This window comes from Faecalibacterium prausnitzii (assembly GCF_003324185.1).
Classification (GTDB): Bacteria; Bacillota; Clostridia; order Oscillospirales; family Ruminococcaceae; genus Faecalibacterium; species Faecalibacterium prausnitzii.
On record NZ_PXUP01000001.1, the window covers coordinates 66,872 to 90,244 of the forward strand.

The window sequence follows — 23,373 nt, forward strand, 5'->3', positions numbered from 1 at the left end:
TCAAAGCCCCGCATCCCGGCAAGACATTTCCGGGTTTTCAACATCTTCCCCACCCCCTACTACGATTACTACAACAAGTTCAATATATTACTGCCTTCCGGCAGCAGCCCAAAGGACAGATATTCCGCCGGAAGTGTGAAAAAAGGAGAGATACTGTTTTGAACATCGTCTGCGATAAAACACTGCTCAGTGCAGCCATCGACGGCGTTTCCAAAGCTGTCACCATGCGCTCGTCCATCCCGGTGCTGGAGGGCATTCTGCTGAAGGCCGAGGGTTTTCAGCTCACCCTGACCGGCTACGATCTGGAAATGGGCATCGTGACCACCATCGAAGCCAACATCAAGGAGCCCGGCGAGATCGTACTGAATGCAAAGCTGCTCAGCAGCATGATCAGCCGGATGCCGGCAGGTCAGATCAGCATCGTGGCTGCGGATAACGGCAAGACCACCATCCAGAGCGGCGTGGCACAGTTCGAGATCCAGTCCATGCCCGCCACCGATTTCCCGGATCTGCCCAACACCGGCGCGGAGCAGACCCTGACCATCAAGACCGGCGTGCTGCGGGACATGATCGATCGCACCCTGTACGCCGTCAGTCAGGACGAGAAAAAACCCGCCCACACCGGCGAGCTGTTCGAGATCGAGCTGGACAAGCTGACCATAGTGGCGCTGGACGGCTATCGTCTGGCCATCGTGGAGCGCCCCATCACCGCCGTGAAGGATATCCGCATCATCGTGCCCAGCAAGACCATGACCGAGGTGTCCCACCTGCTGGCCAACGATGACGAGGAGGATGTGCACATCAGTGCAAACCGCCGCTATGTGGTGTTCACCACCGCCGGTTACACCATCATGAGCCGCCTGATCGAGGGCGAGTTCCTGAATTACCGCAACGTCATCCCCGCCGGAAGCCGCACCCGGGTGACCATCGACACCAAGGACTTCATCTCCACCATCGAGCGCGCCTCTCTGATTATTACAGAGCGTTTAAAAAATCCCCTCCGCATCTCCTTTACAGAGGGTAAAGTCGTGGTGCGCTGCCAGACCAACCTCGGCCGCGTGGTGGACGAGTTCAGCGCCGCCTGCGAGGGCGACGAGGTGGAGATCGGCTTCAATAACCGCTATCTGCTGGATGCTTTGCGCAACGCCCGCACCGAGCAGGTGCGCATGGAGATCAGCGGACCTTTGAGCCCGGTGAAGGTGCTGCCGGTAGAGGGCAACGACTTTTTGTATCTGGTACTGCCGGTACGCTTTAAAAACGACTAAGGAGCGCGTTTTATGCAGAAGATTCTCATTCATACCGAGTTTATCAAGCTGGATGCCCTGCTCAAATTTGCCGGTCTGTGCGAGACCGGCGGCGAAGCCAAGGAGCTGGTGCAGGGCGGTGCCGTGAAGGTGAACGGCGAGGTGTGCACCATGCGGGGCAAAAAGTGCCGCGCCGGAGACGTCATCGAGCTGGACGGGCAGAGCGTAGAGATCGGGCAGGGTCAGTAAATGCATCTGCTTTCGCTGGAAGTACAGAACTATCGCAATATTTGTGCGGCACGGCTGGAGCCCGGGCGGGAGCTTACCGTCATCTGCGGCAACAACGGGCAGGGCAAAACGAACCTTCTGGAAGCCATCTGGCTGCTGACCGGCGGCAAAAGCTTCCGGGGCGGCAAGGATGCCGAGCTTGTGCGCCGGGGAGAAGCATTCGCGGTGCTGGAAGCCGACACCCAGCGGGACCGGCCGGAGGGCTGTGAGCCCGCCGAGCCTGCCCACATCCGCATGACCGTGGGCACCCCGGAGGCCGCAAAGCCCGGGCGCTATGCGGCGGTGAACGGCGCAGCGCCCAAGCGGGCGGCGGCACTGGCAGGCAGCTTTCCGGCGGTGGTGTTCGACCCCGGCCACCTGAGCCTTGTCAAGGGGGCTCCGGAAGGGCGGCGCAAATTTCTGGACGCTGCGCTGTGTCAGCTGTACCCCGGGTATCTGGCCAGTTACCGCCGCTATGTGCGGGTTTTGCAACAAAAAAATGCGCTGCTGCGCCACTCCGCAAACGGGCAGGAACGCCCCTACGCGGAAAAGCGCACCCTGCTGGAAGTGCTCAACACCGAACTTGCCGCGCAGGGCGAAGCCTTGCAGCAGCGGCGGCGGGAGTATCTGAAACTGCTGGCTCCCCGTGCCTGCGCCAACTACGCGGAGCTTTCCCACCGGGCAGAACGGATGAGCATCCGCTATGCCGCCCAGTTTGCGCCGGGCGGACTTGCCGACCTGCTGCGCCAGCGGCAGGAGGAGGAGCTGCGCGCCGGGCAGAGCCTGTGCGGCATCCACCGCGAGGACTTGGAGCTGCTGCTGGACGACCAGCCCGCCCGGGTGTATGCCAGTCAGGGACAGCAGCGCAGCGTGGTGCTGAGCCTGAAAATGGCCGAAGCCGCGGCGGCGGCGCAGATCACTGGGGAGCACCCGGTACTGCTGCTGGATGATGTGCTGAGCGAGCTGGACGAGGGGCGCAAGCAGTATCTGCTCACCTGCATGAAGGAAAAGCAGACCTTTGTGACCAGCTGCGATGACACGGACTTTTTAAAGACCGACGGCGAGGTGTATCGCATGGACGGCGGGGTGCTGAACCGGGTCTGACGGCATGGATAAATGTTGTGAGCAATACTGCATAAAAGCTGCATTTTCGTGGACTTTATGCAAACAAAAGACACGGGAGAAAATACAGTATGTATATTCATCTGGGGCGGGACTATGTCCTGAACGACCGTGACATCATTGGTATCTTTGATCTGGAGACCACCACCATCTCCCCCCGGGGGCGGGAGTTTTTGAACTACGCCCAGAAGAACGGGGCGGTGGTCAGCCTTTCGGACGAGCTGCCCCAGTGCTATGTGCTGGCAGACGGAGGGCTGGTGGATGCGGTGTATCTTTCGGAGCTGTCCAGCGCCGCCATGCGCCGCAGAGCGCAAAAGATGGTGGAGTGAAATTTGCGAAAAACGGGCGGAAGATCCACAGAAAAAGAGGGATGGGAAAGCCCCGGAACTGCCCGGAAAGCCGCACCGTGCCAGCCGGAACGCCCTCTGCGGGCAGCGCGTGAAAACACAACAAAACGGCGAGAAAAAAGTACACCATGGTGTACCGGTTCCCGCTTTGCTATAATTTGAAAAAACAAACGCAAAAATGAACAAAAGGGAGAAAGGATATGGCAGAAGAAATCATTACCAGTACAAATGCCGATACCGTAACCGACCACGAGTATAACGCCAGCGAGATCCAGGTGCTGAAGGGTCTGGAGGCGGTGCGCAAGCGCCCGGGTATGTATATCGGCTCCACCGGTGAGCGCGGTCTGCATCATCTGGTGTACGAGATCGTGGACAACGCCATTGATGAGGCGCTGGCGGGTTACTGCGACCACATCGAGGTCAAGATCCTGAAGGACAATATCATTCAGGTCACCGATAACGGCCGCGGCATCCCCGTGGACATTCAGGCCGATACCGGTCTGCCCGCCGTCACCGTGGTGTACACCATCCTGCACGCCGGCGGCAAATTCGGCGGCGAGAACTCCGGCTACAAGGTGGCCGGCGGTCTGCACGGCGTGGGTGCTTCGGTGGTCAACGCCTGCTCCGAGTGGCTCACCGTCAATGTGCGCCGCGACGGTAAGGAGTACGAGCAGACCTTCCGTCGGGGCGACCCGGACGGCGCGCTCAAGTGCATCGGCACGGTAGCCGAGGGCGTCACCGGCACCCGGGTCACCTTCAAACCCGACCCGGAAATGTTCAAGGACACCACCGTCTACGACTTCGACACGCTGGAAAAGCGCCTGCGGGAGGAAAGCTTCCTGAACGCCGGTGTCAAGATCACCCTGACCGATGAGCGCCAGCTGTACACCCCCGTGCTGGAGGACGGTCAGGAGGGCGACCCCTGCTACCGCTCCGAGGTGATGTGCTACGAGGGCGGCATCAAGAGCTTTGTCACCTATCTGGGCGAAAAGCGCAAGCTGGAAGTGCTGCACCCCAACGTCATCTACCTCAAGGGACAGACCGACCGCGGCGTGGCAGAGATCGCTTTGCAGTACAATTCCAGCTACAACGAGCTGCTTTTGAGCTTTGCCAACAACGTCAACACCCCGGACGGCGGCACCCATGAAGAGGGCTTCAAAGCCAGCCTGACCCGCGTGTTCAACGATTACGGCCGCAGCCACGGCCTGCTGAAGGACAAGGACGAGAACCTGTCCGGCGCAGACGTGCGCGAGGGTCTGATCTGCGTCATCTCGGTCAAGCTGCAGGAAGCCGAATTTGAAGGCCAGACCAAGGCAAAGCTGGGCAATACCGAGATCCGCACCCTCGTTTCCAACATGGTCTACTCCAAGCTGATGGAGTTCTTTGAGGAGAACCCCGGCGTGGCAAAGGCTATTTTTGAAAAAGCAACGCAGGCCGCCCGCGCCCGCGCCGCCGCCAAAAAGGCCCGTGAGCTGGTGCGCCGCAAGAGCGCGCTGGAGACCAGCCGGATGCCTGGCAAGCTGGCAGACTGCCGCGAAAAAGACCCCAGCCGCACCGAAATCTTCATCGTCGAGGGCGACTCTGCAGGCGGCTCTGCCAAGATGGGACGCGACTCTGCCATTCAGGCCATTCTGCCGCTGTGGGGCAAGATGCTGAACGTGGAAAAGGCCCGCGCCGATAAAATTTACGGCAACGACAAGCTGATGCCGGTGGTGCTGGCACTGGGCTGCGGCATCGGCGACGAGTTCGATATCTCCAAGCTGCGGTACGACAAGGTGTTCATCATGGCCGATGCGGACGTGGACGGCTCCCACATCTGCACCCTGATGCTGACCTTCTTCTTCCGCTATATGCGCCCGCTGATCGAGCAGGGTCATGTGTATGTGGCACAGCCGCCCCTGTTCAAGGTGCAGAAGGGCAACACCATCAAGTACGCCTACAACGACGCGGAAATGGCCATTCTCTCGCAGGAGATGCCCGGCGCAAAGGTGAACCGCTACAAGGGCCTTGGTGAGATGAACCCCGAGCAGCTGTGGGAGACCACCATGAACCCGGACAACCGGGTCATCGTGCAGATCACCATTGAGGATGCCGAAAAGGCCGATGAAGCTTTTACCATCCTGATGGGCGATCAGGTGGAGCCCCGCCGCCGCTTTATCGAGACCAACGCCCAGTACGCAAAGCTGGACGTGTAAGCGTGCTCGCCCTCTCCGTCAGTTCGCTTCGCTCACTGCCACCTCTCCCAAAGGGAGAGGCCTTGGCAAAAAGATAAACTTTGCGTGGACTGCCAAGGGCTCCCACTTTGGTGGAGCTGGCGCGTAAGCGCCTGAGAGGGCGAGGCTGTTTTCCGAGAAAAAAATCCCTTTCCTGTACAAAAGAGAGGGTCAAACCCTACGGAGGAACAAATGGAAGAAGATTATGTGATGATACCGGGCAGCGGAACCAAAAAGATCATCCGCGATGTCAAAAAGGAGATCGAGACGGCCTTCCTGGATTATTCCATGTCGGTCATCGTGTCCCGCGCCCTGCCCGATGTGCGGGACGGCTTGAAACCCGTCCACCGCCGCATCCTGTACACCATGCATGAGCGCGGCAACGACCCCAGCCATGCATACCGCAAATCCGCCGATACCGTTGGTGCGGTGCTGGGCTCTTACCACCCCCACGGCGACGCATCGGTCTACGACGCCATGGTACGTCTGGCACAGGACTTCTCGCTGCGCTATCCGCTGGTGGATGGTCAGGGTAACTTTGGTTCTGTGGACGGCGACCCCCCGGCTGCTTACCGTTACACCGAGGCCCGCATGAGCCGCATGGCGGTGGAGATGCTGACCGATATCGAGAAGGACACCATCGACTGGGACCCCAACTTTGACGAGACCAAAAAGGAGCCCAGCGTGCTGCCCTGCCGCTTCCCCAACCTGCTGGTCAACGGCAGTCAGGGCATCGCAGTTGGTATGGCCACCAACATCCCGCCCCACAACCTGAGCGAGGTCATTGACGGCTGCATCGCCTATATCGATGACCCGGACATCGACCTGCCCGGCCTGATGGAGCACATCAAGGGCCCGGACTTCCCCACCGCCGGCATCATCATGGGACGCAGCGGCATCCGCGCCGCCTACGCCACCGGACGCGGCAAGATCACCCTGCGCGGCCGCGCCACCATTGAGGAAACCAAGAACGGCCGCACCCAGATCGTGATCACCGAGATCCCCTATATGGTCAACAAGGCGCGTCTCATCGAGCACATGGCAGACCTTGTCAAGGAAAAGCGCATCGAGGGCATTACCGGCCTGAACGATGAGACTAACCGCAAGGGTATGCGCATCGTGGTGGATATCCGCAAGGACGCCAACGCACAGGTCATCCTGAACCAGCTGTACCAGTACACTCAGCTACAGGATACCGTGGGCGTCATTATGCTGGCTATCGACCATAAGGTGCCCAAGGTGCTCACCCTGAAGCAGATGCTGCAGAAGTATGTGGAGTTTCAGGATGAGGTGGTGCGCCGCCGCACCCAGTACGACCTGAAAAAGGCCAAGGAGCGCGCCCACATTCTGGAAGGTCTGAAGAAGGCCACCGACATCGTAGACGAGCTGATCGCTACCATCCGCGCCTGCAAGGGCGGCATGGCAGAAGCCAAGGCAGCCATCATGGAGCAGTTCGGCTTTGACGACCCGCAGGCAGACGCCATCGTCAAGCTGCAGCTGGGTCGTCTGGCTGGTCTGGAGATCTTGAAGATCGAGGAAGAGCTGGCAAGCCTGCAGGCCAAGATCGAGGACTGGGAAGCCATTCTGGCGGATGACGCCCGGGTGCTTGCCATCGTCAAGGACGAGCTGCTGGAAATGAAGAAGCGCTTCGGCGACGAGCGCCGCACCGAGATCCAGTCCGTGACCGGTGAGGTGGATATCGAGGATCTGATCGCCGAGGAACAGTGCGTCTACACCCTGACCGAGGCCGGTTATATCAAGCGTCAGCTCAAGGCCACCTATCAGGCACAGCGCCGCGGCGGACGCGGCATCTCCGGCATGACCCGCAAGGAAGAGGATATCGTGCAGGAGATGTTCGTAGGCTCCACCCACGACTATGTGCTCTTTGTCACCGACCGGGGCCGCCTGTTCCGCATCAAGGGCTACACCATCGCCGAGGGCAGCCGCACCAGCAAGGGCATGAACATTGTCAACCTGCTGCAGCTGGCGGAGGGCGAAAAGGTCACCAACATGATCTGCCAGAGCAAGGATGCCGAGCAGTCGGGCGGCTATGTGACCATGGTCACCAAGCAGGGTCTGATCAAGCGCACCCCGCTGGAACAGTACGCCAACATCCGCAAGAGCGGCCTGATCGGCATTGCCCTGAACGAGGGCGATGCGCTGGCATGGACCCGCCTGACCTCCGGCCATGATATGCTCATCGTTGCCACCCGCAACGGTCAGGCCATCCGCTTCAACGAGGAAAACGCCCGCCCGATGGGCCGTAACGGCCACGGCGTGCGCGCCATCCGTCTGGCGGAGGGCGATGAAGTTGTCGGCGTGTGCATCTGCCGCGAGGGCGGCACGGTGCTGACCGTGACCGAGAACGGCAAGGGACGCCGCTCCGATATCGACACCTACCGCATCACCGCGCGCGGCGGCAAGGGCATCCGCAACTACGATGTGAGCCGCGACAAGGTTGCCGCCGTGAAGATCGTGGATGACGTGGATGACGTGCTGCTGAGCAGTCAGGAGGGCATCATCATCCGTCTGCACGTCAACGAGATCCCGCTGCAGAGCCGCTACGGCTCCGGCGTGCGGGTGATGCGTCTGGGCGAGAACGACAAGGTGATGGTGCTGGCACGCACCGACCACGACGACGAGGCACAGACCGAGAAGATCGACGCTTCTGAGGCCGATGCCGAGCCCACCGCCGAGCAGCTGGCCGAGATGGAGGCTGCCGACGCAGCCGCCGCCACCGAAGCCCCGGAGGCAGACCCCGAAGAGAAGGAATAATCTGCCTGCGCAATAATATTTCCTTTCGTGGGACGATTTGGAATGCCCGCCGCGTGCGCTTTGGGCATTTTCAGCGGAAAATTTATTTTATATTTTCGGGATAGCGGAACGCCTGCGGGCGTTCCGCTATCCCATTTTCACGGGAGAAGATCGTGTTCCGCAGCGCCGCGCTTTCGTAGAAAGCGGCGCTGCAACTGCCGCTTGCCGTTACGACCCCTCCGGTGAAAATGCGTTTGGAGCGCTCCGCAGAGCGCGACAAACGCGAAATTATAAATAATTCTTCCGCTATTGATGTGCAAAGCGCAGCGGAGCACATTTAAAATCGTTTCACCGTCAGGTTTGTCTGGACTTTGCCTTGAAGCTGTGCTAAAATAAACAAAATCACAATACCCGTGGGGGAGTAGCAGGCGCTTTGCAGAGCGCAGCAAGTCAACATAATGACTGTTTCGGTCTGGCTTGCTTTCATTTGCGAGACTCATGTGTTTTGGTGCGTGTTTGCTGCGCCCGTGCACATGGAGTGGATCTCAAAAAATCACCCGGTCCCGGACGTACAATGCGCCCGGGGCCGGGTTTTGTTTTGGTTTGGATTACGGTCAACAAACAGGAGGCAGACAGAATGGAATGGAGTTTTGTATTTTTTCTCAACAGCGTTTTGCTGGGCGTGGGGCTTGCGATGGATGCGTTTTCGGTGTCCATGGCAAACGGTCTGCACGACCCGAAGATGACGAAAAGCACCATGGTGAAGATTGCGGGCACTTTCGGCATTTTTCAGGCCGCAATGCCTATGATCGGCTGGGTGTGCGTGCATACCATCGTGGAGCTGTTTGCGTCCTTTGAGACCCTGATCCCGTGGATCGCGCTGGCACTGCTGGGCTACATCGGCGGCAAGATGCTGCTGGACGGCATCCGGGGCGAGGAAGCCGAGGAGGCGGCGCAGCTCAGCGCCGGGGCGCTGTTCATGCAAGGCATTGCCACCAGCATCGATGCCCTTTCGGTGGGCTTCACCATCTCGGAATACGGCTGGTTGATGGCACTTACCGCTGCCATCATCATTGCGGTGGTCACCTTCATCCTCTGCATGGCAGGCTTGCGCATCGGCAAAAAGTTCGGCACACAGCTTTCCGGCAAGGCAAGTATTCTGGGCGGTGTCATCCTCATCGGCATCGGTCTGGAGATCTTCATCACCGGAGTGTTCTGAATATAACAAGCCCGGAGCGTCTGCGGACACTCCGGGCTTTTGCCTGTGATGGATACCCCTTTATAATTACTTCCGTGAAAAAGCGAAATGGGAAAATCCGCAGATTTTCCCATTTCGCAAATAAAAAATAATTTTTCCGCTGAAGATGCCCAGAGCAACGCGGAGGGCATTTTAAATCGTCTTTGTTCCCCGTGGAACAATTTGACTTATTTCATGTTTTCCGGCTCAAAAAAGTCGGCATATTCCTTGGTCAGCTTGCTGCCAAGGCGGCGGATGCCGCCGTACAGGTGGCGCTCCACCAGCGGCTCAAAGGCGGCAAGGTCGCACCGCTCGATGGCGTTCAGCAGGTTGCGGTGGTCTGCAATCACCTCGTCCAGCCCGCCGGTGGTCATGGTGTCCAGCATACGGAACCGGCTGTAATCGGCGTGGGCATTCTGCAGGGTGCTCCACAGGTACATCTTATCCATGGCGGCAAACCACGTCTCGTGCAGGCGGCAGTCCATCTCGTACAGCTTGTTGAAGTCCGGGTTCTCGGCGCGGGCCAGCGCCTCGTAGGCGTCCACCCGCGCACGGATCTGCGCCCGCTGCGCCGGGGTGGCGATGGGGGCAAAGTCCCGCAGAATGCGCCCCTCCACGGCGGTGCGCTCGTAGATCAGCTCGTCCACGATGCGCCGGTTCAGCCGGGTGACGGTGGTGCCCTTGTAGGGCACGATGCGCACCAGCCCGTTTTCCTGCAATTTTTGCAGCACCACCCGGATCAGGGAGCGCGGCGCACCGAACCGGGCGCACAGTGGGTTCTCGCTCAGCGAAGAGCCGGGACGGATGGTCAGGTCGATGATCTCCCGTTCCAGCACGGCGTAAATTTCGGCATCAGTCTTGTATTGCTGTTCCATATCACTCACCTAGTTCCAAAAACTCCTTCCACGGTGCGGCGGCGGGCAGGGGCAGAGAAAAGGCCATGGGCTTGCCGGTGTCCGGGTGCACAAAGCGCAGGCCGCAGCTTTGCAGGGCAATGCTGCCCTTCTGGCGGCTGCCGTATTTGCCGTCGCCGTACAGCGGGTGCCTGCGGCTGGCAAACTGCACCCGGATCTGATGGGTGCGCCCGGTGTGCAGGGTGATCTCGGCAAGGCTGTTCTCCCCTGCCGTGGCAAGGATGCGGTATTCCAGCACCGCCTCCCGCACCCCTTTGCGGGGACGGCTGACCGGGAACACCCTGCCCTTGCGGCTGTCCTTGAACAGGTAATCCCGCAGCACCCCGGCGGCGGGCAGCTGCGCGTCCGGCGCACCGGCAATGATTGCGCGGTACTGCTTGACGAACTGCGGCGCGGCGGCTTTGCCCTCGGCGCGGCCATCCTGCACGGCATAGGCGTCCTGACTTTGGGTCACCTGACGGCTCAGGGCGGCGGCAGCTGCCGGGGTGCGGGCATAGACCATCAACCCGGACACTCCGGTGTCCAACCGGTGCACCACCCCCACAAAGGCATCAGGTGCGTTCCAGTGCGCCCGCAGCGCGGCGGGCACGCCCTCCTCGCTGGAAAGCCCGGCGGGCTTGTCCAGCACCACAAGGGCGGCGTCCTCGTATAAGATCACAGCTTGCCCTCGGCCAGCAGAGCCTTCAGCTTCAGGATGCCCGCAATGGTCTTGCCGTCTTTAATTTCGCCGCTCATGACCATCTGATACGCCTTTTCCAGCGGCACACGGTCGGGGGTCAGGAACTCGTCCGCATCAAGGTGCATCTTGGTCTCGTGCAGACCGGTGGCTACCCAAGTATAGATGACCTCGGTATCGTAGCCCACGGTGGGGTAGAATTCGCCCAGCGAGATGTAGTTGTCGGCGGTCAGGCCGCACTCCTCTTCCAGCTCCCGCTTGGCGGCTGCAAAGGGGTCCTCGCCCTTTTCCAGCTTACCGGCGGGCAACTCCCACAACTGCTGCTGCATGGCATAGCGGAACTGCCGCACCATGCAGATGGTGCCGTCTGCAAAATAAGGCAGGATGCAGGCACCGCCGTGGTGATGCACCACCTCGCGGGTAGCGGTCTTGCCGTTTTCCAGCAGTGCGGTGTCCTTGGTCAGGGTGATGACCCGCCCCTCGAACAGGGTCTCGCTGGAGAGAGTTTTTTCAAAGTGTACTGTATCGTTCATTTACCTTACGCCCCTTTTCCGGCGCTGCGCCGGTTTTATGCTCTCAGTTTACGGCAAAGTACGGTTTGTTGTCAATAAAGATATGATAAATACAAGGGGAGGGAGTTCCCTCTTGCGAAAAAATCACAATTTCTGGAAGAGCCCGCCCCCCAAAACCGAAAATCTGCATCACTGCTTGCTTTAACGCACTAAAGAAAGTACAAAACCGCTAAAAAATTTCTTAATTTTTGGTGCGTTTGTCGGGCGGTTTGCGTTTACTTTATTGCCGGAATCTGCTATTATAGTATACAAGCAATAGTGCCTTTTATGGGGTTCTCCGGTCCCAGCGGGCATATTGCCCCGCGCAAAAGGTACCAAATTCTGAATAATGGAGGAAGAAAAATGCCTAGAGCAAAGCAAACTATGGATGGCAATACCGCTGCCGCCCATGTAGCGTATGCCTACACGGACGTGGCTGCCATCTACCCCATTACCCCGTCTTCTCCGATGGCTGACTCTGTGGACCAGTGGTCTGCAGCCGGCCAGAAGAACATCTTCGGCAACCAGGTCAAGGTCGTTGAGATGGAGTCCGAGGCCGGCGCCGCTGGTGCTGTCCACGGCTCTCTGGGTGCAGGTGCTGTTACCACCACCTTCACCGCTTCTCAGGGCCTGCTGCTGATGATCCCCAACATGTACAAGATCGCTGCTGAGCAGCTGCCCTGCGTGTTCGATGTTTCTGCACGTACCGTTGCTACCCAGTCCCTGAACATCTTTGGTGATCACAGCGACGTTATGGCTTGCCGCCAGACCGGCTTTGCAATGCTGGTCGAGAGCAGCGTGCAGGAAGTTATGGATCTGTCCCCTGTCGCACATCTGTGCGCCATCGAGGGCAAGGTTCCCTTCCTGAACTTCTTCGATGGCTTCCGTACCTCTCACGAGTACCAGAAGATCGAGAAGTGGGACTACGCTGATCTGAAGGAAATGTGCAACATGGAGGCTGTTGAGGAGTTCCGCAAGAAGGCTCTGAACCCCGAAAGCCCCAAGATGCGCGGTTCCCACGAGAACGGCGACGTGTTCTTCCAGCACCGCGAGGCCTGCAACAGCGTTTACAACGCTCTGCCGGCTGTTGTTGAGAAGTACATGGCTAAGATCAACGCAAAGCTGGGCACCAACTACGATCTGTTCAACTACTACGGCGCAGCCGATGCTGACCGCGTGATCGTGGCTATGGGCTCCATCTGCGACGTTGCTGACGAGGTCATCGACTACCTGAACGCCAAGGGCGAGAAGGTCGGTATCATCAAGGTCCGCCTGTACCGTCCCTGGGTGTCCTCCGCTCTGCTGAAGGTCCTGCCCAAGACCGCCAAGAAGGTGGCTGTGCTGGACCGCACCAAGGAGCCCGGCTCTCTGGGCGAGCCCCTGTATCTGGATGTTGCCGCTACCCTGCGTGAGGCTGGCCTGAACGATATCGTTCTGACCGGCGGCCGCTACGGTCTGGGCAGCAAGGACACTCCCCCGTCCTCCATCTTCGCTCTGTACAAGGAGCTGGAGAAGGATCAGCCGAAGGAGCGTTTCACTCTGGGTATCACCGATGACGTCACCTTCCTGTCCCTGCCCGAGGTCAAGCCCGCTCCCATCACCGCAGCTGCTGGCACCAAGGAGTGCAAGTTCTGGGGTCTGGGCGGCGACGGCACCGTCGGCGCAAACAAGAACTCCGTCAAGATCATTGGCGACCATACCGACAAGTATGTTCAGGCATACTTCCAGTATGACTCCAAGAAGACCGGCGGCGTGACCATCAGCCACCTGCGTTTCGGCGACAAGCCCATCCGCAGCCCCTACTACATCAACCAGGCTGACTTCGTGGCCTGCCACAACCCCGCTTACATCCACATGGGCATGAAGATGGTCCAGGATGTCAAGCCCGGCGGCGTGTTCATGATCAACTGCCAGTGGTCCGATGAGGAGCTGGGCCAGCACCTGAACGCCGAGGCAAAGAAGTATATCGCTGACAACAACATCCAGCTGTATACCATCAATGCTATCGATAAGGCTATCGAGATCGGCATGGGCAAGCGCACCAACACCATCCTGCAGTCTGCATTCTTCAAGCTGGCTGACGTCATGCCCATCGAGGATGCCGTCAACTTCATGAAGCAGGCCGCTCAGAAGAGCTACGGCAAGAAGGGCCAGGACGTCGTTGAGATGAACTGGAAGGCCATTGACGCAGGCGTTGACGCTATCCACAAGGTAGACGTGCCCGCATCCTGGTCCAACCCCGAGGCTGATCCCGCACCCAAGGCTCTGGCTGGCCGTCCGGAACTGGTCAAGCAGATCCGCGAGGTCATGGAGCCCATTGCCCGTATGGACGGCGACAGCCTGCCTGTCTCCTCCTTCGTGGCAAATGCAAACGGCGAGTGGGAGCAGGGCGCTTCTGCATACGAGAAGCGCGGCACCGCTGTCAACGTCCCCGAGTGGGATGCTGCAAAGTGCGTTGGCTGCAACCAGTGTGCATTCGTGTGCTCTCATGCAACCATCCGTCCCTTCCTGCTGACCGCTGACGAGCTGGCAGCTGCTCCTGCCCAGACCAAGAGCCGCGATAACAAGCTGACCCCCGAGTACAAGTTTGTTATGGCTGTTTCTCCGCTGGACTGCATGGGCTGCGGCGAGTGCGTCACCGTCTGCCCCACCAAGGCTATCACCATGGTTCCTCAGGACAGCCAGGCCGATCAGCAGGCAGTCTTTGACTACTGCGTGGCCAACATCTCCAAGAAGGCTACCAAGATGGCTGATGACACCGTCATGGGCTCTCAGTTCAACCAGCCCCTGCTGGAGTTCTCTGGCTCCTGCGCAGGCTGTGCCGAGACCTCTTACGCTCGCCTGATCACTCAGCTGTTCGGCGAGAAGATGTACATCTCCAACGCTACCGGCTGCTCCTCCATCTGGGGCGGCACCGCTTCCATCTCTCCGTACACCGTCAACAAGGACAGCGGCCATGGTCCTGCATGGTGCAACTCCCTGTTCGAGGATAACGCAGAGCATGGTCTGGGCCTGTACATCGGCCAGAAGACCATCCGCGAGAACCTGATCAAGGAGATCGCAGAGGTTGCTGGTTCCGACAAGGCTTCTGCTGAGCTGAAGGCTGCTTACGAGAAGTTCATCGCAACCAAGAACAACACCAAGGCCAACGACGAGCCCGCAAAGGCCCTGATCGCTGAGCTGGAGAAGGCTGCTGCTGCCGGCTGCGAGAAGTCTGCAGAGATCCTGAAGAGCAAGCAGTACATCGCCAAGAAGTCCGTCTGGATCTTCGGCGGCGACGGCTGGGCATACGACATCGGCTTCGGCGGTCTGGATCACGTTCTGGCTTCCGGCGAGGATGTCAACGTGATGGTCTTCGATACTGAGATGTACTCCAACACCGGTGGACAGGCTTCCAAGGCCTCCAACATCGGCGAGGTCTGCCAGTTCGCTGCTGCAGGTAAGGAGATCAGCAAGAAGAGCCTGTCCGAGATCGCAATGACCTACGGCTACATCTATGTTGCTCAGATCGCTCTGGGCGCTAACATGAACCAGGCTGTCAAGGCTATTGCCGAGGCTGAGGCTTACCCCGGCCCCTCTCTGATCATCGGCTACGCTCCCTGCGAGCTGCACGGTGTCAAGGGCGGCATGACCAACTGCCAGAACGAGATGAAGAAGGCAGTCGAGGCTGGCTACTGGAACCTGTTCACCTTCAACCCCGCCAACAAGGCACAGGGCAAGAACCCCTTCACCCTGACCTCCAAGGCTGTGGACAACGAGAAGTATCAGGCTCTGCTGGCAAACGAGACCCGTTACAGCCGTCTGACCCGCGCCTTCCCCGAGCGTGCTAAGGAGCTGTTCGCTCGCAACCAGGAGGTTGCAAACGACCGCTACGAGCACCTGACCCGTCTGGTCGAGCTGTACAAGTAAGCTGTTTTTAAGCGGCGGCAAAGACACCAAATGAACCAGCGGCCCCTGCTCTTTCCCGTGTGAAGAGTGGCAGCCCCGCATCGGCGGTTACTGCGCAATGCAGCGGTGCGGAACTGTGGAATTTGCCTTTGCCGTGCACAGAACAGGCTGAACGTTTTGCCCTGTACCTGACAGAACGGTCGAAAAACCTGATTTCATTCCCCTCCTTTTGCGCAGGGGCTTGAGATACCAAAGCGCCCGCGAGGGCCCTTGAGAGCACACCCCGCGTGTGTCAGGAGCATAAGGTCTGCGTGCAGATACCTTGCTCCGCCTGCGGCATAAGACCTGCCTTGCAGGGATCTTGCCTCAGTGAAAAAACTGCATCAGTTTTTAGCGCCCCGCTCACCGCAAGGTGACCGGGGCGTATTTTTGTGTAAATGAAACTATAAGCCCGGAGCGTCTGCGGACGCTCCGGGCTTATATATTGACGAAAAAAAGTTATTTGTTCGTCACAAATTCAATTTTGACATTCATCCCCATCCCTGCGGCAAGGCGCTGCAAGGTGCGCAGAGAAGGGTTTGCATTCCCTCGTTCCAGTTTGCTGATATCGGCCTGTGCAATGCCGGTGCGCTCCGAAAGCTGTTTCTGTGTCAGACCGCTTTCCTTCCGGGCATCGATCATAGCTTGCGCAATGGTAAGCTCCGGCTGAAGAGCATCCCATTCTGCCTTAAAAGAAGGCCGCTGTAATTGTTCATTCAAATAACTCCGAAAATCACTCATGAGGAACTCTCCTTTCGATAAAAATAGTCCGCACGATACTTTTGCGCCAGTGCAATTTCCTCCGGCGGTGTTTTTTGTGTCTTTTTGACAAAGCCATTTGTCAGGATGATCTGATGTCCGACCACGAAGAAATATAAAATGCGCGTAATGTTGCTGCTTTGCTTGGCACGCAATTCAAAAATGCCATCTCCCAATGATTTGGAATAAGGCTCCCGCAGTTGTGTGCCGTTGGTTTCCAATAGGGAGATCGTGCCTAAAAGCTTTGCCAGCATTTTGTCATCCAGTGTATCCAGAAAATCACGAACCGGGCAGCTGCCGTCTGCTTTATAATAAAAATTTACTTCAAAAGCAGACATTTTCAGCATCCTTTCCGTTTGGTGGTATCCTACTATTATAATATAGGATAAAACAAATATTGTCAAGAAGATTTTTTATCACAAAATCTTCCAGAATTTTCCGCTTCCTTTTTACAGTTTCTTCATAGCTTCTTAACGAAATGAATTGTGAAAGCTGTTATACTTTTGCCATGGGAAGCGGGGCCGCAACCACTTCCCAAGTAACATGATTCCTCCTCACACCAAGGCAATATCCAAGCAAAACACCCTTCTCTGTGCGCCGCAACACGGAGAAGGGTGTTTTGTTTCTGTAAGACGCCGTAAAAATCTTTGCAAAACTTCGCTTTAGGGTTGACCCCATTTTTTTGCGGCGCTATAATAAAAAAGGATATAGCCAGTGCAGCGCCCGGCGCGGGTGCTGCGGCTGCGGAATTTACGAAAACTGGGAGGTGAACGCAGGACAATGGACCCTGATCATAGTCGAAGTAGATCCACCGATGCGGTAGATCGGACAACAAAAAGTACTGCGTTCGCCTTTTTGCCCCCGGCGGCTTAAAAAGCCCCCGGCATAGGAAAGGCGCGGCTTTGCGTGCGCGGAAACGGCTGCTTTTGCAGCATTCCGGCACCGGGCGGCGCGTTTTTTGTTTCCCGACCTGCTGCATCCTCCGGCGCGGAGAAAGCCCTCCGTGCCGTATAGTGCCCAGAGGAGGTAGCCCATGGATATGGAAGAAAAGAAGCTGGAAACCAACACGGAACAGAACCTGCCGGTGCAGGAACTGCCCTCCGATATCCCCGCCGAGGTGCGTCAGAAGCTGGCGGAGGATCTGAACGAGGAAGCCACCGAGGACCTGAAGCAGGATATGCGGGAGGCAGAGCGGGAGGAAGCCAATGACGAAGAGGTCAAGGCAAACCCCGAGATGCTGACCAAGAGCCGTCTGCTGAAGCTGCTGATCAAAAAGCAGTACGTCAAGCTGCGCGAGGTGACTGAGGAAGAGCAGCCCGCCGACCTTGCCGAGCTGCTGGAGGAGCTGGACGAGAACAACCGTCTGGTGGTGTTCCGTCTGCTGAAAAAGGAAGTTGCCACCGAAGCCTTTGCCTATATGTCCGACGAAGCCCGGGACGATCTGGTGAACGCCTTCTCGGACGTGGAGCTGGTGAGCGCCATCGAGGAGATGAGCCTGGACGATGCCGCCGACCTGCTGGAAGATATGCCCGCAGGCGTGGTCAAGCGGGTGCTGGAAAAATCCTCCCGGGAGACCCGCGAGAGCCTGAACAAGCTGCTGAACTACCCGGAAAGCTCTGCCGGCAGCCTGATGACCCCGGAATATGTGCGTCTGCGCATGGATATGACGGTGGAACAGGCCTTTGCAGCCATCCGCAAGCAGGGCGAGAATGCCGAGACCGTCTACACCTGCTATGTGGTGGAGAGCAACCGGCTTGCAGGGCGTTGTCTCGGCCCGCAATCTGCTGTTGGCAGACCCCAAGACCCCCATCACGGAGATCATGGAGGACAATCTGGTCACCGTGAAGGTCACCGACGATCAGGAGTTTGTGGCGCGTGAGATGCAGCGCTATGACTTTACCGCCATGCCTGTTCTGGACAACGAGGGGATGTTCGTGGGTATCATCACCATCGACGATGCCATTGACGTTCTGACCGACGAGAGCACCGAGGATATGCAGAAGATGGCTGCTATTCTCCCGGATGACGACGCCACCACCTACTTTGGCACCAGCGTGTGGACCCACGCCAAGCAGCGCATCCCGTGGCTGCTGATCCTGATGCTGTCCGCTACTTTTACCGGCATGGTCACCACCCACTACGAGGAAGCCTTTGTCAGCCTGCCGCTGCTGGTGTCCTTCATGCCCATGCTGATGGATACCGCCGGTAACTGCGGCAACCAGATCAGCACCCTGATGGTGCGCGGTCTGGCACTGGGCGAGGTAGAGCCTGCCGACTTTATGCGGGTGCTGGGCAAGGAGCTGCGGGTGTCTGCCATCGTGGGCGCAGTGCTGGGCGTTGTGAACGGCCTGCGCATCTACCTGATGTACACCTTCCTCTTCCCCGGTCAGTACGCCAACGTGATGGGCTACGCCATCGTGGTCAGCGTGTCGCTGTTCTTCAGCGTCATTTTGGCAAAGCTGGTGGGCGGTATGCTGCCGCTTGCCGCCAAAAAGCTGGGTGCCGACCCCGCCATCATGGCTACCCCCTTCATCACCACCATCGTGGACGCCTGCAGCCTGATCCTCTATTTCCAGATCGCACAGCTGGTGTTCCGCAATATGATGTAAGCTGTCAGCTACTGCACCCCGGACAAGCAAACTCGCTTGTCCGGGGTGCTTTTTTAGCATCCTCGCCCTCTCCGTCTGCTCACTGCGTTCGCATCCACCTCTCCCAAAGGGAGAGGCCTTGGCAAAGAGATGAAGTTTGCGTGGACTGCCAAAGGCTCTCCCTTTGGGAGAGCTGGCACCGAAGGTGACTGAGAGGGCGAGGATGCTACCCTTGTGCAGCAGCTTTTTCCAGTGTGGAAAACCGCTGTTTGTGTCCGTTTTCCACACCGGGTTTTTCTCCCCGGCGGTTTGTGGAAAACTGCCTTGGGGGAGATTCCAGATTGGAGAAAAGCAAACCCGTAAGCCGGAGTAAACTGTAAAAACGAAAGAAAAACCTTCGACTTTCTTTTTTATAAAAGGCAGAATGCCCACATTTTTGCCCACGAATTTCCAGAATGCGGCGGCATCCATTACGGCTTGTATAGGACTTTCCTCCATCGAATGTGGAAAACTATGTGGAAAAGGTGGAAAACATCGTTGGAAACTGCGCTTCTTTTTCACAAAAACGGTGGAAAACCCGGTGGAAAAAGTGAAAAGTTCATTCCAGAACGGATAGTCCATACAATTTTCGGTTGTCGTTTTGGGACTTAAAACCCGCATGAATGCTGTGCTTTTCCCGCCTTTTCCACACCCCGGCGGCTGCGGTGTGAAAAAACTGCGCGTGCAGCCTGTCTGCCGGGAAAGAAAGTGCAGTTTCAACGCCTTCCGCGTGGATTTTCTTGAATGCGGGGGCCTGTCATGGTAAAATAGGGGTAACATGAAACTGGCGGGGCATCCCGCAACGGAGGCGAAACACATGAACAACTGGCTGAACAGGCTGGAGCGCAAGTATGGCCGCTACGGCATCCCGAACCTGACCAATATTCTGGTGGCGGGGCAGATCTTAGTGCTGGCCATCGAGCTGTTTGTTGACCGCACCATTTCCTTCTGGCTGGGGCTCAGCCGCAGCCTGCTGCTGCAGGGGCAGGTCTGGCGGGTAATCAGCTTTATATTCATCCCCTTTTCTGGTGGCAGCATCCTTAGCGTGGTGCTGGGCATCTACTTCACATGGTTCATTGGCACGGCGCTGGAACGGGAGTGGGGCGATTTCCGCTACACGGTGTATCTGCTGTCCGGCGTGTTGGGCACGGTGCTGGGCTGTCTGCTCACCGGTGTGACCGCCAGCACCTACTGCCTGTCTCTTTCGCTGCTGCTGGCTTTTGCCATGCTGTACCCGGAGGTGCAGCTGCTGCTCTTCTTCGTCATCCCCATCCGGGTGAAGTATTTCGGCGTTTTCGCAGCGGTGCTGTGGGTGTTCAGCTTTCTGGGCGCATCCCTGCCCGGCAAGCTGGACTACCTGTTGTCCATGCTCAACGTCTGGCTCTTCTTTGCCCCCATGGTCTACCGCTCCCTCCGCGCATGGGTGCGCCGGGAGCAGTGGAAACGGAAGAACAGGAGATAAACCCTCCCGTGAAAATGGAATACCGGAGCGTCCGCAGACGCTCCGGTATTCCGAAATATAAAATAAATCTTACCGTCTCACAAAAGGAGTACCCCCATCATGATGCTGGACCGCATGGAAGGCAACGCAGAACTGAAAACCAGCGTGCAGCAGATGCTGGCCACCCGGCGGCTGACCCATAGCGTTTTGCTGGTGGGCGAAGCCGGGCTTGGCACCGGTTTTGCCGCCCGCTGCATCGCCGCCGACTACCTCTACCCCGCCGGCGGTGCCGCCGCCGAAGCCCTTTTGCGGGGCGAGTGCTGCCGCGCCGTGGCAAAAGCCGGTAAGCGCGACAGCGGCACGGTGGAGACCGGCATCGTGCGGGAAGCCATCTCGGTGTCCGGTATGGGCAGCGGCGGAAAGTATCTGGTGGGTCAGGTCACTGCCATGCGCAGCGAAATTTTCAACACCAGCCTTTCCGCCGAGGGGCGCGCGGTGCTTTTGTACCATGTGGAGCGGATGAACGAGGAATCCGCCAACGCCCTGCTGAAGGTGATGGAAGAGCCCCCGGAGGGGGTGCTGTTCCTGCTCACGGCAGATTCGCTGGCCAGCGTGCTGCCCACCATCCGCAGCCGCTGCGTCAGCTTTGCGGTGGCGCCGGTGTCCCCTGCCGACTGCACCCGCTACTGCGCAGCGCAGGGGGTGGACAAAAAAACAGCTGCACTGTACAGTGAGCTGTTCGATGGTCATATTGGCACGGTGCTGGCGGTCGCCCGGGACGAAGGGCGCGCCGCACAGGTGGAAAAGGCGCTGGAGCTTGCCCGCGCCGCTGCCGCCCGCGATAGCTACACCGCCGCTGTGCTGCTTGCCGCCTACGAAAAGGACAAGGCGGCGGCCGCTGCCCTGCTGACCGATTTCCGCGCCGTGGCAGCGGCAGGCCTGCGCAGCAGCCCCCACGCCCCGGTGCAGGGCACACAGGCGCGGCAGGCGGTACGTCTGGCAGACGCCGCTTTGCAGCGGCTGGGCGCACAGGTGAACCCCAAGGTGGTGCTTTCAGTGTTCGCGGCAAAGCTGCGCACCCTTTAAAAATAACGAAACAACAAGAAACCCCTCCGGCGCTTGCGGTACACCGGAGGGATTTCTTGTTTGGGGTATTGCTTTGGTGTGAGGAGGAATCATGTGCGGGGAAGTGGTTGCGGCCCCACTGTCCCTGCAAGATACAGTATACCCGATTTTACGAAAAAAGTCATTACATTTCTGTGAAAAATCAAAAAAGTTCTTGAAACTTTGTACCGCACTGCGAAAAAAATACAAAATGAAACGTTTGAGGAAGCCCTCACCCGTTTTTCATCTGCTCTGCGTGCAGCTTTCCGTGCTCTACATAATGCGCGGCGTTGTGCAGGTTGGCTTCCACCTGCGCGGCACTCACCTGCTTGATGACCCGGGCGGGCACGCCCACCGCCACCGAGTTGTCCGGGATGACCATGCCTTCCGGCACAAGCGCCCCTGCCCCGATGATGCAGTTTTTGCCCACCACGCAATGGTTCAGCAAGGTGGCGTGCATCCCGATCAAACTGCCGTCCCCTACGGTGCAGCCGTGCACCAGTGCGCAGTGCCCTACCGTGACGTTTTCGCCAAGGGTCACGCCGCCGCCGATGTCGCAGTGCAGCACCGCGTTGTCTTGTACGTTGCTGTTTTTGCCGATGGTCAACGTGCCGTCATCCCCGCGCAGCACCGCACCGTACCAGACGGTAGAGCCGGGCTTTAAAACCACATCTCCCTGCACGGTAGCGCTGGGGGCTACAAAAGCTGCGCCCTCATCGCGGGGCGTTTTTCCACAAAAGGATAAGAACATTGTTAAAAACCACCTTTCTCTTTTGGCTCTTTTATGGTATTCTTATAAGTAAGGAACAAAAATGTGCGCGCCGGTTTTGCCGGAGCGGGATTCAAGGGGGTACGCTCATGCTTCATAACACGTTCTGCCGCTGGCTGGCGGCGCTGGTGCTCACACTGGCAGTGGCTCTTTCGGCAGTGCTGCCAGTATTTGCAGTATACCCCATGCCCGTCCAGACTGCAACCGAGACCGAGGCGGTGTATCTGTTCAACGCGGACACCGGCAAGACCATCCTGAGCCAGAACGCCGACCAGCAGAAATATGTGGCAAGCCTGACCAAGCTGATGACCGCCCTGCTGCTGGTGGAAAGCGGCAAGGACCTGAACGGTGAGGTGACCGTGCCCACCGATTTAACGCAGGAGTTCAAGGATATCCAGAACGCCAACGGCACCACCATGGGGCTGCGCATCGGCGAGACCGTGCGCCGCATCGACCTGCTGAACGCTATGCTCATCGTCAGCGCCAACGACGCCGCCAGCGTCATTGCGTGGGACGTGGGGGGCAGCGTGGTGGGTTTTGTGCAGCAGATGAACGCCCGGGCGGCAGAGCTGGGCTGCACCGGCACGAACTTTACCTGTGCTCACGGCCTGTTTGACTACGGCAACGTGTCCACCGCGCAGGATCTGGCAAAGATCGCCGCCGCCTGCGCGGAGAACCAGACCTTTGCACAGGTGGCGGGCACCGCCAGCTATGTGCTGCCAGCCACCAATCTGCGCAAGGCAGAGCACACCATCAGCAGCTCTAACAGCCTGATGAACAGCGAAAGCACCAACTACCGGGAGTATGTCAAGTGGGTCAAGGGCGGCTTTACCACGCTGGCAGGCCGCTGCATCGTGGCTTTTGCCCAGCAGGACGGCCACAACTATGGGCTGGTGATCCTTGGCTGCGACACGCCGGACCATCTGTTTACCGCGTGTGACGACCTGTTCGACTGGGCCTTTGCCAGCTTTGCAGACCGGCCGCTGGTGGATACCCAAACCGTGCTGACCACCGTAGACCTGAACAAGTGCCGCACCGAGCCGGCTGTGGAGCTGTACGCCGCCGCGCCGGTCAGCGGCTACGGCCACAGCGACGATAAGGTGAGTTATTCCTTCGACCTGCCCGAGAGCGTCTCCGCTACCGTCAAGGAAGGCCAGAAGCTGGGCACCGCCACCGTCTATCTGGACGGCTACGAGGTGGGACAGGTAGACCTTGTGACCCACCGGGAGTATGTGTCGGACTTCCGCACCGATATCAAGGCCACCCTGCTGCTGCTCTGCGCCCTGATTTTGATTTTGTGCGCACTGGGCTTTGTCACCCTGCGCTGCGGCGGCGGGATGACCCTCAACCAGCGCCGCCGTCAGATGAAAAAGAGAAGATAAGAAGCGTAAAGCGCCTGTCCGGCGAAGCCGGACAGGCGC

At 58.5% G+C, this 23,373-nt stretch carries 20 protein-coding genes; 13 read left to right on the top strand and 7 right to left on the bottom strand.

What is annotated here, in order from left to right; genetic code table 11:
- Positions 1–158 precede the first annotated feature (158 nt).
- The 6 genes from dnaN to gyrA all read left to right on the top strand — a co-directional run bounded on the left by dnaN (position 159) and on the right by gyrA (position 7,968).
- Positions 159–1,265: a DNA polymerase III subunit beta gene (gene dnaN / locus C7J97_RS00320; protein ID WP_005924249.1), complete on the top strand. Its 1,107-nt coding sequence runs from the start codon at positions 159–161 to the stop codon at positions 1,263–1,265.
- A 12-nt stretch (positions 1,266–1,277) separates the two neighbouring features.
- Entirely contained in the window at positions 1,278–1,493 is a 216-nt protein-coding gene (locus C7J97_RS00325; RefSeq protein ID WP_005924246.1) for an RNA-binding S4 domain-containing protein, read from the top strand.
- Positions 1,494–2,615, top strand: coding sequence for a DNA replication/repair protein RecF (recF, locus tag C7J97_RS00330; RefSeq protein ID WP_113991697.1), 1,122 nt, complete (start codon positions 1,494–1,496; stop codon positions 2,613–2,615).
- Positions 2,616–2,704: 89 nt separating this feature from the next.
- Positions 2,705–2,962, top strand: a complete 258-nt coding sequence (gene remB, locus C7J97_RS00335) for an extracellular matrix regulator RemB (protein WP_097785149.1) — start codon at positions 2,705–2,707, stop codon at positions 2,960–2,962.
- 218 nt (positions 2,963–3,180) lie between these two features.
- Positions 3,181–5,175 (top strand): DNA topoisomerase (ATP-hydrolyzing) subunit B, encoded by a 1,995-nt coding sequence (gene gyrB, locus C7J97_RS00340; protein WP_113991698.1) that lies wholly within the window; start codon positions 3,181–3,183, stop codon positions 5,173–5,175.
- A 210-nt stretch (positions 5,176–5,385) separates the two neighbouring features.
- Positions 5,386–7,968 (top strand): DNA gyrase subunit A, encoded by a 2,583-nt coding sequence (gene gyrA / locus C7J97_RS00345; protein ID WP_113991699.1) that lies wholly within the window; start codon positions 5,386–5,388, stop codon positions 7,966–7,968.
- 316 nt (positions 7,969–8,284) lie between these two features.
- On the opposite strand, the gene C7J97_RS14930 is transcribed toward gyrA, so the two are convergent.
- A complete protein-coding gene (locus tag C7J97_RS14930) occupies positions 8,285–8,434 on the bottom strand; it encodes a hypothetical protein (RefSeq protein WP_170126607.1) in 150 nt (49 codons plus the stop codon).
- A gap of 150 nt (positions 8,435–8,584) precedes the next feature.
- On the opposite strand from C7J97_RS14930, the gene C7J97_RS00350 reads away from it, so the two are divergent.
- Complete coding sequence (locus tag C7J97_RS00350) at positions 8,585–9,166, top strand: manganese efflux pump MntP (RefSeq protein WP_113991700.1); 582 nt, start codon at positions 8,585–8,587, stop codon at positions 9,164–9,166.
- A 206-nt stretch (positions 9,167–9,372) separates the two neighbouring features.
- Here C7J97_RS00350 and C7J97_RS00355 read toward each other — a convergent pair whose 3' ends face one another.
- From C7J97_RS00355 to C7J97_RS00365, 3 genes are read right to left on the bottom strand one after another with little or no spacing between them, the layout of a single operon-like run.
- Positions 9,373–10,059: a GntR family transcriptional regulator gene (locus tag C7J97_RS00355; RefSeq protein ID WP_113991701.1), complete on the bottom strand. Its 687-nt coding sequence runs from the start codon at positions 10,057–10,059 to the stop codon at positions 9,373–9,375.
- A 1-nt stretch (position 10,060) separates the two neighbouring features.
- Positions 10,061–10,756: an RluA family pseudouridine synthase gene (locus tag C7J97_RS00360; RefSeq protein WP_005924221.1), complete on the bottom strand. Its 696-nt coding sequence runs from the start codon at positions 10,754–10,756 to the stop codon at positions 10,061–10,063.
- Positions 10,753–11,307, bottom strand: coding sequence for an NUDIX domain-containing protein (locus C7J97_RS00365; protein ID WP_113991702.1), 555 nt, complete (start codon positions 11,305–11,307; stop codon positions 10,753–10,755). The genes C7J97_RS00360 and C7J97_RS00365 overlap by 4 nt, the downstream gene beginning before the upstream one ends.
- A gap of 381 nt (positions 11,308–11,688) precedes the next feature.
- On the opposite strand from C7J97_RS00365, the gene nifJ reads away from it, so the two are divergent.
- Entirely contained in the window at positions 11,689–15,234 is a 3,546-nt protein-coding gene (gene nifJ, locus C7J97_RS00375; RefSeq protein WP_044960397.1) for a pyruvate:ferredoxin (flavodoxin) oxidoreductase, read from the top strand.
- 477 nt (positions 15,235–15,711) lie between these two features.
- Here nifJ and C7J97_RS00380 read toward each other — a convergent pair whose 3' ends face one another.
- Together C7J97_RS00380 and C7J97_RS00385 are read right to left on the bottom strand one after the other, a co-directional pair.
- Positions 15,712–15,993 carry a helix-turn-helix domain-containing protein gene (locus tag C7J97_RS00380; RefSeq protein WP_113991703.1) on the bottom strand — a complete coding sequence of 94 codons (282 nt, stop codon included), beginning with the start codon at positions 15,991–15,993 and terminating at the stop codon, positions 15,712–15,714.
- Positions 15,990–16,349, bottom strand: coding sequence for a type II toxin-antitoxin system RelE/ParE family toxin (locus C7J97_RS00385; protein WP_015537096.1), 360 nt, complete (start codon positions 16,347–16,349; stop codon positions 15,990–15,992). Before C7J97_RS00385 ends, C7J97_RS00380 begins: the two co-directional genes overlap by 4 nt.
- A gap of 695 nt (positions 16,350–17,044) precedes the next feature.
- Between C7J97_RS00385 and C7J97_RS15540 the strand changes: the two genes are divergently transcribed.
- The 4 genes from C7J97_RS15540 (at position 17,045) to C7J97_RS00405 (ending at position 21,165) form a co-directional block, all read left to right on the top strand.
- Positions 17,045–17,890 carry a magnesium transporter MgtE N-terminal domain-containing protein gene (locus tag C7J97_RS15540; RefSeq protein ID WP_341458706.1) on the top strand — a complete coding sequence of 282 codons (846 nt, stop codon included), beginning with the start codon at positions 17,045–17,047 and terminating at the stop codon, positions 17,888–17,890.
- Entirely contained in the window at positions 17,799–18,620 is an 822-nt protein-coding gene (mgtE, locus tag C7J97_RS15545) for a magnesium transporter (protein WP_341458707.1), read from the top strand. The genes C7J97_RS15540 and mgtE overlap by 92 nt, the downstream gene beginning before the upstream one ends.
- Positions 18,621–19,455: 835 nt before the next feature.
- The gene (locus C7J97_RS00400) at positions 19,456–20,100 is read left to right on the top strand and encodes a rhomboid family intramembrane serine protease (protein WP_242983397.1); all 645 of its coding nucleotides are present in this window, start codon (positions 19,456–19,458) and stop codon (positions 20,098–20,100) included.
- Positions 20,101–20,199: 99 nt separating this feature from the next.
- Positions 20,200–21,165 (top strand): hypothetical protein, encoded by a 966-nt coding sequence (locus C7J97_RS00405; RefSeq protein WP_113991707.1) that lies wholly within the window; start codon positions 20,200–20,202, stop codon positions 21,163–21,165.
- A gap of 250 nt (positions 21,166–21,415) precedes the next feature.
- Here C7J97_RS00405 and C7J97_RS00410 read toward each other — a convergent pair whose 3' ends face one another.
- Complete coding sequence (locus tag C7J97_RS00410) at positions 21,416–21,934, bottom strand: gamma carbonic anhydrase family protein (RefSeq protein ID WP_113991708.1); 519 nt, start codon at positions 21,932–21,934, stop codon at positions 21,416–21,418.
- Positions 21,935–22,041: 107 nt separating this feature from the next.
- Here C7J97_RS00410 and C7J97_RS00415 point away from each other — a divergent pair, with 107 nt between their 5' ends.
- Positions 22,042–23,334 carry a D-alanyl-D-alanine carboxypeptidase family protein gene (locus C7J97_RS00415; RefSeq protein WP_113991709.1) on the top strand — a complete coding sequence of 431 codons (1,293 nt, stop codon included), beginning with the start codon at positions 22,042–22,044 and terminating at the stop codon, positions 23,332–23,334.
- Positions 23,335–23,373: the final 39 nt, after the last annotated feature.